Genomic DNA, 11493 nt, shown 5'->3' on the forward strand with positions numbered 1-11493 from the left:
AACTAGTCCTGTTCGTCAGGCTCGTCGGCATTGCGAGCAATCGCCACGATAGTCACGCCGTCCGGAAGGTCCATCAGCTTGACCCCCATTGTGTTCCGGTCACGCGTACGGCGTACAGGCTTCACCGGAGTCCGGATGACGCCACCGTTGCTGGTGATAGCGAACAGCTCATCGTCCGGGTCGATCACGACAGCGCCGACCAGACCACCGCGTCGCTCGGTGATCTTCGCAGTCAGCACACCCTTACCTCCCCGGCCCTGCACCGGGTATTCCTCGATCGGGGTACGTTTCGCGTACCCGCCGTTCGTGGCCACCAGGACGTCCAAACCTTCCCGGACGACCTCCATGGCCAACAGCTCATCTTCCTCGCTGAAGCGCATGCCGATCACACCGGAGGTGGCCCGACCCATCGGGCGCAGCGCCTCGTCCGTGGCGTTGAACCGGATCGCCTGGGCGTTCTTGGAGACCAGCAGCAGGTCATCGGTGGGGCCGGCGAGCGCAGCACCGACCAGCTCGTCCTCATCGCGCAGGTTGATCGCGATGATGCCGCCGGACCGGTTGGAGTCGAACTCCTCAAGCCGCGTCTTCTTCACCAGGCCGTTCTTCGTCGCCAGGACCAGGTAGGGAGCCACCTGGTAATTCGGGATCTCGATGATCTGTGCGATCTGCTCATCCGGTTGGAAGGCGAGCAGGTTGGCCACGTGTTGGCCCTTGGCCACCCTACTGGCCTCCGGAAGCTCGTACGCCTTGGCCCGGTACACCCGACCCTTGTTCGTGAAGAACAGCATCCAGTCGTGCGTCGAGCAGACGAAGAAGTGGCTGACGATGTCGTCCTGCCGCAGCGTGGCGCCACTGACGCCCTTGCCACCCCGCCGCTGGGAACGGTAGAGGTCAACCTTGGTCCGCTTGGCGTACCCGGTCCGGGTGATCGTGACGACCACGTCCTCCCGCGCGATGAGGTCTTCCATCGAGACCTCGCCGTCGAACGGGACGATCTTCGTACGTCGCTCGTCGCCCCACTTGGCGACGATCTCCCCCAGCTCCTCCGAGACGATCCGACGCTGCCGCTCCGGCTTGGCCAGGATGTCCTTGAGGTCGGCGATCTCCACTTCCAGCTTGGCCAGGTCGTCGAGGATCCGCTGCCGTTCCAGCGCGGCGAGCCGGCGCAGCTGCATGTCCAGGATCGCGGTGGCCTGAATCTCGTCGATCTCCAGCAGCCGGATCAGACCCTGCCGGGCGTCCTCCACCGTCGGCGAACGCCGGATCAGGGCGATCACCTCGTCGAGCGCGTCCAGCGCCTTGGACAGACCGCGCAGGATGTGCGCCCGCTCCTCCGCCTTACGCAGCCGGAACGCCGTCCGCCGCCGGATCACCTCGATCTGGTGCTCGACGTAGTAGCGGATGAACTGCGCCAGGTTCAGCGTGCGCGGCACCCCGTCGACGAGCGCCAGCATGTTCGCGCCGAAGGTCTCCTGAAGCTGGGTGTGCTTGTAGAGGTTGTTCAGCACCACCTTCGCGACCGCGTCGCGCTTGAGCACCAGCACGATCCGCATGCCGGTACGCCCGGAGGACTCGTCGCGGATGTCCGCGATCCCGCCGAGCTTGCCCTCCTTGATCAGCTCCGCGATCCGCTCGGCCAGGTTGTCCGGGTTCACCTGGTACGGCAGCTCGCTGACCACGAGCGCCGGGCGACCCCGCTTGTCCTCCTCCACCTCGACCACGGCACGCATCCGGATCGAGCCACGGCCCGTGCGGTACGCGTCCTGGATGGCGGACTGGCCGACGATCAGACCGTGGGTGGGGAAGTCCGGGCCCTTGACGATCTCCAGCAGCGCTTCCAGGGTGGTGGCCTCGTCGGCCTCCGGGTGCTCCAGGCACCACTGCACCGCCGCGCCGATCTCCCGCAGGTTGTGCGGCGGGATCTTGGTGGCCATGCCGACCGCGATGCCCTCGGATCCGTTGATCAGCAGGTTCGGGATCCGCGACGGCAGAATCGTGGGCTCCTTGGCCCGGCCGTCGTAGTTGTCCTGCAGGTCGACGGTGTCCTCGTCGATGTCCCGCAGCATCTCCATCGCCAGCGGGTCGAGCTTGCACTCGGTGTTGTGGCTGACGAACCCGTCGGAGACGAACGAGTGGTCGTCGGTGTCGACCCGGATGCTGTAGACCGGCTGCACGCCCGCGTCCGCGACCTCGGCCACCTCGGCGTAGTAGAAACGCCCGTCGACGAGCGGCTCGACCACGTCGAGCACCTCGGTGTTGGTGATCCGGGCGGCGATCTCGTCGCGGTCCCGCTCCCACCGCTCGACCCGGTCCACGTTGTGCCGGCGCAGCCAGTCCCGCTCGGTCCAGCGACTCGCGCCGTGCTCGCGGATGAAGTCGCCGACCAGCGGCACGTGGTCGCTGGAGAGCGCGGTGCTGCTCGCTGGCACCGAGGCCAGCTCCGCCTCCAGCTTGGCCTGCTTACGGCCGAGGAAGCCGACCTGGGCGGCGAAGATCCGTGCGTCGCGGCGGTTGGTGACGACGACCTCGATCTCGCCGTTGTCGTACCGGCACTGCTTGCTGATGACGCCGAACTCCAGCAGCAGTTGCTGAACCTCGCGGGCGAGTCGCTCGCTGCGGGTGGAGTAGCTGATCTGGATGGTATTGCGCGGCAGCAGCGAGGAGGAGCCGTCGCCCTCGAAGATCGCCTGGAGGAATGCTCGCTTGATGGCAGCCGGCCCCTGCCAGACGAACTCCGGCACGAACTTGCCGGCGCTCCGCGCGCCGATCATCTCGCCGAGAACGCTGACCCGCAGTGCGGTGAGGTCTTGGACGTCCAACTCGTGCAGCGTGCTACCGGAGGCGATCGTCCGCTCGCTGACGTAGCGGGGCCCACCGACCGCCAGGTCGTAGGCAGCGAGCACCCGGACGAAGAACTCACGATCGGTGTTGTTGAAGCCAGCGCGGCTCTCGGAGACCCAGCCCTCGCTGACGAAAGCGCCCGCGAGGACGGCGGCCTCGACGTGCTCCAGCATCGGGTAGCCGATCTCGTCCGGCACGCTGCGCTGGAGCACCACCCGGTCACCCGGCGAGATCTCGGCGAGCAGCTTCCAGAGCAGGGTCGGCACGCCTGCCACGTCCACCAGGCAGAGCACCGGGTGGTTGTGGGTACCGGTCAGCTCGTACCCCTCGCGGGTGCGCAGCCGCAGCGTCGGGTGCTCACCGGAGTGGAAGAACTTCGAGGCGTGGACCAGGTCGCCGTTGCGGTCGCGGACCTTGAGCTCGATGTCGGCCTCGCTGCTCGCCGCCGCGCCCGGCACCACGTCACCGATCCGCACGCTTCCCATTGCGGTACGAACACGGACATCAGCGGACAGACAATATCTCATGGCCGCGGCCGGATCATTACCTGGCGAACCGAAGTTGCCGTTGCCGTCGACCAGGGGGTAGCGCAGCGACCAGGGCTGGGCCATCCGGACCAGGGCGTCGTAGATGGCCGAGTCGCCGTGCGGGTGGAACTGGCCCATCACGTCGCCGACGACCCGGGAGCACTTCACGTAGCCGCGGTCCGGGCGGTAGCCGGAGTCGAACATGGCGTACAGGATCTTGCGGTGGACCGGCTTGAGCCCGTCCCGGACGTCCGGCAGCGCCCGCCCGACGATGACGCTCATCGCGTAGTCGAGGTAGGAGCGCTGCATCTCCACCTCGAGCCCGACGGGCTCGATCCGGTCGTGCGAGACGACGGCGGCCAGCGCCTCGGGGACCTCGGGCTCGTTAGGTGTGGACTCGGGGGAATCGGTCACTGTTAACCCTTATCAGACTTAGTGTCGCTTTTGTGCTGTGGATAACGGCTGTGGATACCGGCCAAGTTGTGGATAACTCTGTGGACCGGCAGCCGGGCCGGGGGTGGAGATCCGGTCCGGCTGCCAGGTCCGTCAGATGTCGAGGAACCTGACGTCCTTGGCGTTGCGCTGGATGAACGAGCGGCGCGCCTCCACGTCCTCACCCATCAACACGCTGAACAGCTCGTCGGCGGTTGCCGCGTCGTCCAGGGTCACCTGGCGCAGCGTACGGGTGGCCGGGTTCATCGTGGTCTCCCACAGCTCCGGGTAGTTCATCTCGCCGAGACCCTTGAACCGCTGGATGTCGTCGGGCTTGGCGTTCGGCTTCTTCTGCTGGCGCAGCGCGATCAGCCCGTCGCGTTCCCGGTCGGAGTACGCGTACTGCGCGTCGTCGCCCTTCTTGTTCCACTTGATCTTGTAGAGCGGCGGGGCGGCCAGGTAGACGTGCCCCAGCTCGACAAGCGGACGCATGAAGCGGAACAGCAGGGTGAGCAGCAGGGTCTGGATGTGCTGGCCGTCGACGTCGGCGTCGGCCATCAGCACCACCTTGTGGTACCGCAGCTTCTCCATGTCGAAGTCGTCGTGGATGCCGGTGCCCAGCGCGGTGATCAGCGCCTGGACCTCGTTGTTCTTCAGCACCCGGTCGATCCGGGCCTTCTCCACGTTGAGGATCTTGCCGCGAATCGGCAGGATCGCCTGGGTACGCGGGTCACGGCCCTGCTTGGCCGAGCCACCGGCCGAGTCGCCCTCGACGATGAACACCTCGGACTCGCGTGGGTCGGTGGACTGGCAGTCGGCCAGCTTGCCCGGCATCGAGCCGGATTCCAGCAGCGACTTGCGCCGGGCCAGCTTGCGGGCCTGCTGGGCGGCGATCCGGGCGCGGGCCGCCTGGGACGCCTTGGTGATGATGATCTTCGCCTCGGCGGGGTTGCGGTCCAGCCAGTCGACAAGCCGGTCGTTGCAGACCCGCTGGACGAAGCTCTTCACCGGCGTGTTGCCCAGCTTGGTTTTGGTCTGCCCCTCGAACTGCGGGTTCGTCAGCTTGACCGAGATGATCGCGGCCAGGCCCTCGCGGATGTCCTCACCGGAGAGCTTCTCGTCACCCTTGAGCAGCTTCTTGTCCGTGCCGTAGCGGTTGACGACGCTTGTCAACGCGGCCCGGAAGCCCTCCTCGTGGGTGCCGCCCTCGTGGGTGTTGATGTTGTTGGCGAAGGTGTAGACCGACTCGCCGTACGACTCGTTCCACTGCATGGCGATCTCGAGCGACATGCCTTCTTCCTCGGCACCGAACTCGATCACCGTCTTGTGCATCGGGCTCTTCGAGGCGTTGAGATGCCGGACGAAGTCGGCGATGCCGCCGTCGTACTTGAAGGTGACCTCGCGTAGCTTGCCTTCCTCGCCCTCCGCGACCCGCTCGTCCAGCAGGTGGATGGTGAGGCCACGGGTGAGGAAGGCCATCTCCTGGAGCCGGCGGTAGATGGTCTGGAAGTCGAAGTCGGTGGTCTCGAAGACGTCCGGGTCGGGCCAGAAGGAGACCGCGGAGCCGGTCCGGTCGGTGGTCTCGCCCTTGAGCAGCTCGGTCGGCTTGGAGTGGTGGTACTCCTGCCGCCAGACGAAGCCGCTCTTGTGGATCTCCACAGCCATCTTGGTGGAGAGGGCGTTGACCACGCTGACGCCGACGCCGTGCAGGCCGCCGGAGACCGCGTACGCCTTGCCGTCGAACTTGCCGCCCGCGTGCAGGACGGTCAGGGCCACCTCGACGCCCGGCTTCTTGAGCTTGGGGTGCAGGTCGACCGGGAAGCCGCGGCCGTTGTCGGTGACCCGGACGCCGCCGTCGGCGAGCAGCACCACGTCGATGGTGTCGCAGTGGCCGGCCAGCGCCTCGTCCACCGCGTTGTCGACGACCTCCCACACGAGGTGGTGCAGGCCGCGTTCGCCGGTGGACCCGATGTACATGCCGGGCCGCTTGCGGACCGCCTCCAGCCCTTCGAGGACGGTGATCGACTCGGCGCCGTACTGCTGATTTTCCTGCGCTGCCACCCTCGGCCACTTTCTCGCGCCCGGCGCGCCGTGGGGCACGTCGAACGCGGGTTCGGCGGACAGGCGCGACGTCGGCACGCGGACCGGCTCCGGGGACAATTCCGGGATACGGGTCGAACGCGCCGGTCGCCGCGGTCGCCCGCGGATCGCGATCGGCTCGACCCGAGTCGGACGGATGATCGCGGGCCCGCACCGGGCCCGTGACCCGTCACTCCGCACCGGGTCTTCGTCTCACGCCAATCTTACTGTGCGCGGGCGATAGAACCACCACTCGGCACCCCTTCGCAGCGGCTCAGATCTCCGTAGCGGGCCGAATCGCGCTGTCTGCGACTCCCCCTACACGCCACGGCATGATCAACGAATCTGCCGCGTGACGACGCTCCCGACTCAGCCGGTGAGAGGTGGGCGGTACCGTCCGGTACGACCCGGGACGGGCGATCCGTGACTCTCGGGTTGCCGTAGCGCCCTTGATCTTTCAACGTTGGAACCGGACGATCGACCCGATCCACTCGCCCGTGCCTTGAGAGGTGACACCAGATGGGGCTGGACAACGTCGCGGTTCAGTGGCCGCGGACCGGCCGCTTCTACGACCCGGTCGCACCGGCCGAGTTCGTCGACTTCGGCGATATCGTCGACGTGCCGGGGATCTCGGCACCGACCGCCGCGCTCGCCGAGCTGATCGCGAAGACAGGCTCGGTCCGGGCCACCGCGTACACGGAAGTGGTGGATCTGATCCTCGGACTCGATGGTGTGCTCTACGCCACAGACGCCGCCGCCGAGGACGAGGACCCGGTGATCGACCCGGACGGGTGCGGTTGGATCGCGGGCGGCATCGAACGGTTCGTCGCCGCGCACCGGCCGCACGGTGAGGCGGTCACCTTCGAGTCGGTGGGTACGGTGCTGCGTTCGCTGCTGGCCGACGGCCGCCTGGCGGAGCAGCAGCTACGTTGGCTGGACAGCCGGCTCGACGCGCTGCTCGACGACAGTGGTGCTGCGCCGCAGTGGACCTTCACCTGCGCGGAGCTGAGCGTGCTGGCCGCCTTCTACAGGCGTTGCGCCGACAACGGCTTCGCCATCTACGCCGAGTCGGCGGCCCCCCGCCGAGCGGCCCAGACGTAGCCACGGTTCCCGGACGCGGCCCCGGCGGTCAGCCGTAGGTGTCGCGGGGGCCCCGGCCGCGTACCCGGCGTGGCCCGCGTGACCACGACGGGGCGGCCGGGCCGTGGATGTGCAGTTTGCGGACCACGTTGTGGCCGACCTCGCGGGCGATCTGCTGCAACAGCGAAGCGGCGAGCAGGCGTAGCTGCGTCGCCCAGGCCGTGGAGCGGGCCTCGACTGTCAGTTCACCGTTCTCCAGCTTCACCGGGCGGCTGTGCTGGGCGACCTCCGAGCCGACCACCCGTTCCCAGGCGCCGAAGACGGTGGCCTCGGCGGCCGGTTGTTGCCAACCACGGGCCTTCACCAGCCGGTTGAGCACCGCGCCGAGCGGCTGCGGGTCACGGGGGTCCGGGCCGGGCCCGGAGTAGCCGCGCAGCCGGCGCTCGCCGTCGCCACCCCCGGTCGCGGTGCGGCGGGGCCGGCCGGCGGTCTCCCGCCGCGCCTTCGCCGCGTCCAGGACCGCACGTGCCAGCTGCGGGCCGGAGACGCCCTCGCCGTCGCCGGTCGCCGGCGCGGTGTCGCCGGCCTCCGCCGTGGGCGCGGCGGCTGGCGGCTCCGCCGGGCGGTCGGCGGGCTTGTCGGTTCGGCCGCCGTCGCCGGTGCCACCCTTCCTGGCGGTACGCGCACCGCGTCCCGCAGCCGAGCCACGCGGCTGCCGCTGGGGCGTACTGTCCGGTGGCTGTGGGTCAGTCGGCACGACGCACCGTCCCCTCCGTCACCTCGTACCGGGTGCCGCGCAGCGCGGCCGGCACGTCGTCGGCGACCGCGCAGGTCACCAGGAGCTGGCTGGCGCCGCTCACCAGTTCGGCGAGCCGGTCGCGTCGACCGGCGTCCAGTTCGGCGAAGACGTCGTCGAGTACCAGCACCGGTTCGAGGCCGTCGTCGCGCAGCAGGTCGTAGCCGGCCAGCCGGAGCGCGAGCGCGTAGGACCAGGATTCGCCGTGGCTGGCGTAGCCCTTGGCCGGTAGCGGGCCGAGGGTGAGGGTGAGGTCGTCGCGGTGTGGACCGACCAGGGTGGTGCCCCGTTCGATCTCGGCGGAGCGGGACTCCTCAAGCGCGGTGGTGAGCACCGTGGCGAGGGCTTCGCGGTCGGTGGTGGGCTCGGTCAGGTCCACCGACGGCCGGTACGCGATTCCCGCCGCGCCCCGGCCGGCGGCCACCGCGTCGTACGCCTTGGTGACGTGCGGGGCCAGGGCGGCAACGAGTTCCAGCCGCCCGGCGAGCAGTTCGGCACCGTGCCGGGCCAGGTGGGTGTCCCAGACGGCGAGGGTGGACAGGTCGCTGCCCCGCGATCCGCCGGTCTTGCGGGCGAGGTACGCGGTGCGCAGCAGCGCGTTGCGTTGTTTGACCACCCGCTCGTAGTCGGCGCGTACCCCGGCGTAGCGGGGTTGGCGCAGCACCAGCAGGTCGTCGAGGTAGCGACGGCGTTCGGCCGGGTCGCCCCGGACCAGTTCGAGGTCCTCCGGGGCGAAGAGCACCAGCCGCAGCGCGCCCAGCACGTCCCGGGCCCGGCGGGCCGGGGAGCGGCCGAGGCGCGCCCGGTTGGCCTTGCCCGGGACGATCTCCAGTTCCACCAGGAGCTCGCGGCCGTCGTGCACCACGGCGCAGCGGATGACCGCGGCGGTGGCGCCCATCCGTACCAGCGGGGCGTCGGTGGCGACCCGGTGGGAGTCGAGGGTCGCGACGTAGCCAAGCGCCTCGACCAGGTTGGTCTTGCCGACGCCGTTGGCGCCGATCAGGACGTTCGGGCCGGGTTCGAGGTCGATGCCGATCCGCTCGTAGGAGCGGAAGTCGACAAGTTCGAGCCGGCGGACGTACACGGGGTCGCGGTGCCGGTCAGGGCTTGCGTACGGCGTGTCCGCCGAACTGCTGGCGCAGCGCGGAGACGGCCTTGAGCGCCGGGGAGTCGTCCTGCCGGGAGGCGAACCTGGCGAACAGCGAGGCGGTGATGACGTTGAGTGGCACGGCGAGGCGGACCGCCTCGTCCACCGTCCAGCGCCCCTCGCCGGTGTCCTCGGTGTAGTCGCTGAGCTGGGTCAGCTCGGGGTCCTCGTCGAGGGCCCGGTCGAGCAGGTCCAGCAGCCAGGAGCGGACCACTGTGCCCTCGCGCCAGGACTTGAACACGCCGGGCACGTTCGTCACCAGTTCGGAGGCGGTCATCAGCTCGTAGCCCTCGGCGTAGGCGTGCATCAGGCCGTACTCGATGCCGTTGTGCACCATCTTGGCGTAGTGCCCGGCGCCGACGGGCCCGGCGTGCACGAAGCCGTACTCGCCTTCGGGCTTGAGCGCGTCGAAGATCGGCATGAGTCGGTCGACGTGTTCCTGGGCGCCGCCGACCATCAGGCCGTACCCGTTCTGCCGGCCCCAGACCCCGCCGGAGACCCCGACGTCGACGTAGCCGATGCCGCGTTCGTGCAGCCGTTCGGCGCGGGGGGCGTCCTCGCTGAACCGTGAGTTGCCGCCGTCGATGATCAGGTCGCCGTCGCCGAGCACGGCGGCGACCTCGTCGATTGTGGCGTCGGTGACGGCGGCGGGCACCATCACCCACACCGCCCGTGGGGCGTCCAGCTTCTCGGCCAGTTCAGCCATGCTGGCGACGTCGCTGCGCTCCAGGTTGTGGTCCAGACCGACCACCTCGTGACCGGCGGTGCGCAGCCGTTCGCGCATGTTGCCGCCCATCCGGCCGAGTCCTACCAGGCCGAGCTGCATCTCTGGTGACCTTTCGTGGGTGCGGTACGTGCGCTGCCGGGTCAGCGGGACACGCGGATCGGCATGATGAGGTACCGGTACCCACCGATGAGCTCGCCATCCTCGCCGGCGGGAGAAATCACCGCAGGCTTGAAGGCGTCGACGAAGTGCAGTACGGCGAACTGGGTTCCGAGGTTGGACAGGCCGTCGATGAGGTACTGCGGGTTGAACCCGATGGTCAGTGGCTCACCGGTGAAGCTGGCCTCCATGGCCTCGCTGGCCCGGGCCTCCTCGGTGCCACCGGCCTCCACCACCAGCCCGTCGGCGCTGAAGCTGAGCAGCACGGGGGTGGCGCGCTCGGCGACGAGGGCGACCCGCTTGACCACCTCGATGAGGGTGCTGACCGCTACCCGGGCCTCGGCGTTGTGGCTGGCCGGGAAGAGCGATCGGACCGGCGGGTAGTTGGCGCCGTCGAGCAGTCGGCTGGTGGTGCGGCGGGTGCCACCGGAGAAACCGATCATGCCTTCGCCGGCGGCGCCCTGGGACAGGGCCAGGACGACCTGGCCGCCGAGGGGGCCGAGGGTCTTGGCTGTGTCGTTGAGCGTCCGGGCGGGGACCAGCGCGTTGAGGCTGATCTCCGGGTCGTCCGGGTTCCACTCCATCTCGCGCAGGGCCAGCCGGTACCTGTCGGTGGCGAGCATGGCCAGGTTGCCGCCGGAGAGTTCGACGCGTACGCCGGTCATCATCGGCAGCGTCTCGTCCCGGCTGGCGGCGACGGCCACCTGTGCCACCGCTGCGGCGAACGCGGCGGCGTCGACAGTGCCGGCGCTGGCCGGCATCTCGGGCAGCGTGGGGTAGTCCTCCACCGGCATGGTGGGCAGGGTGAACCGGGCGCTGCCACAGACCAGTTCGAGGTGCGCGCCGACGGCGGCGATGTCGACGGGCTTTGCCGGCAGCGCCTTGGTGATCTCGGCCAGCAGCCGCCCGGAGACCAGCGCGGCGCCGTCGGCGTCGCCCTGCACCTCCACGGTGACCTGGCTGCTGACCTCGTAGTCGAAGCCGGAGACCTGCAGGCTGCCGTCGGTGACCCGGAGCAGCACCCCGGCCAGCACCGGTACGGACGGCCGGTTGGGCAGGCTCTTGGCGGTCCAGGCCACGGCTTCGGCGAGCGCGTCGCGCTCCACTCGGAATTTCATAACTGCCTCCGCGTCGACGTCGACGTCGTCAACTCTCTCATGCCGGACGCTGCCCACCGACCCGCCTGGCGTGCGGGTACCCCTCGCACCTTAGGGCGCGAGCGTATCGGCTGTGTGCCCGACCCCGTGCATCGTGTCGCTGCTGACGGGTCTGTCCGGCAGCTGTCCAACGATCCACAGGAAGTCCAACGGTGATGATTGGTTTTTGATTCTTTTAGAAGAGATAACTCATCGTCTTCATCGCACCTGTGCAAACTGTGGAGAACTTGAGTATGGGCAGGTCAGGCAGGTTATGCACAGGTGGGTTCGTTGTGGATGAGCGGGGGGTGAACCCGGTCGGCGGTCCACAGGCGGTCCCCGTGCACACGGTTGTCCACCGTCGTCCACCGGTTGTCCACCGGTAATCCACCGACTTTCTCCCCAGACCTGTGGATCGTCGATGGCGTCTCGCCGGCCGTCATCCCCAGAACCTTCAACAGCTTCCCCACAGGCGGTCGGCGATCGGTGGACAGCGGCTGTGGTTGTCCCCAGGTGTCCACAGGGGTCCACAGGGTTGTCCCCAGGGTTTCTCCACAGCCTGTGGGTAACCG

The 11493-nt window shown here is 68.9% G+C and carries 7 protein-coding genes; 1 reads left to right on the forward strand and 6 read right to left on the reverse strand.

Translation table 11 applies throughout. The annotated features are described in order from the left end of the window. Positions 1-2: 2 nt before the first annotated feature. Both gyrA and gyrB read right to left on the reverse strand, forming a co-directional pair. The gene (gyrA, locus tag CLT74_RS21770) at positions 3-3782 is read right to left on the reverse strand and encodes an intein-containing DNA gyrase subunit A (protein WP_099848386.1); all 3780 of its coding nucleotides are present in this window, start codon (positions 3780-3782) and stop codon (positions 3-5) included. Between the two features lie 132 nt (positions 3783-3914). After that, positions 3915-5861: a DNA topoisomerase (ATP-hydrolyzing) subunit B gene (gene gyrB / locus CLT74_RS21775; RefSeq protein ID WP_099852562.1), complete on the reverse strand. Its 1947-nt coding sequence runs from the start codon at positions 5859-5861 to the stop codon at positions 3915-3917. Positions 5862-6398: 537 nt separating this feature from the next. On the opposite strand from gyrB, the gene CLT74_RS21780 reads away from it, so the two are divergent. After that, positions 6399-6980 carry a hypothetical protein gene (locus CLT74_RS21780; RefSeq protein WP_099848388.1) on the forward strand — a complete coding sequence of 194 codons (582 nt, stop codon included), beginning with the start codon at positions 6399-6401 and terminating at the stop codon, positions 6978-6980. A 28-nt stretch (positions 6981-7008) separates the two neighbouring features. Here the strand turns inward: CLT74_RS21780 and CLT74_RS21785 are convergent, their stop codons facing one another. The 4 genes from CLT74_RS21785 to dnaN are packed head-to-tail and all read right to left on the reverse strand — an operon-like array spanning position 7009 to position 10903. Next, the gene (locus CLT74_RS21785) at positions 7009-7716 is read right to left on the reverse strand and encodes a DciA family protein (RefSeq protein WP_486582476.1); all 708 of its coding nucleotides are present in this window, start codon (positions 7714-7716) and stop codon (positions 7009-7011) included. After that, the gene (recF, locus tag CLT74_RS21790; protein ID WP_099848390.1) at positions 7706-8839 is read right to left on the reverse strand and encodes a DNA replication/repair protein RecF; all 1134 of its coding nucleotides are present in this window, start codon (positions 8837-8839) and stop codon (positions 7706-7708) included. Before recF ends, CLT74_RS21785 begins: the two co-directional genes overlap by 11 nt. A 16-nt stretch (positions 8840-8855) precedes the next feature. After that, entirely contained in the window at positions 8856-9728 is an 873-nt protein-coding gene (gene gnd, locus CLT74_RS21795; protein WP_099848392.1) for a phosphogluconate dehydrogenase (NAD(+)-dependent, decarboxylating), read from the reverse strand. A 41-nt stretch (positions 9729-9769) separates the two neighbouring features. Next, on the reverse strand, positions 9770-10903 hold the full coding sequence (dnaN, locus tag CLT74_RS21800; RefSeq protein WP_099848394.1) for a DNA polymerase III subunit beta: 1134 nt from the start codon (positions 10901-10903) through the stop codon (positions 9770-9772). Between the last annotated feature and the right edge of the window lie 590 nt (positions 10904-11493).

The sequence above is a fragment of the Verrucosispora sp. CNZ293 genome (genome assembly GCF_002754655.1).

What these genes read in the sequence shown, in the direction of transcription:
- CLT74_RS21780 (WP_099848388.1), top strand. Translation starts at nt 6,399, where the DNA reads ATGGGGCTGGACAACGTCGCGGTTCAGTGGCCGCGGACCGGCCGCTTC.
- gnd (WP_099848392.1), bottom strand. Translation starts at nt 9,728, where the DNA reads ATGCAGCTCGGCCTGGTAGGACTCGGCCGGATGGGCGGCAACATGCGC.
- dnaN (WP_099848394.1), bottom strand. Translation starts at nt 10,903, where the DNA reads ATGAAATTCCGAGTGGAGCGCGACGCGCTCGCCGAAGCCGTGGCCTGG.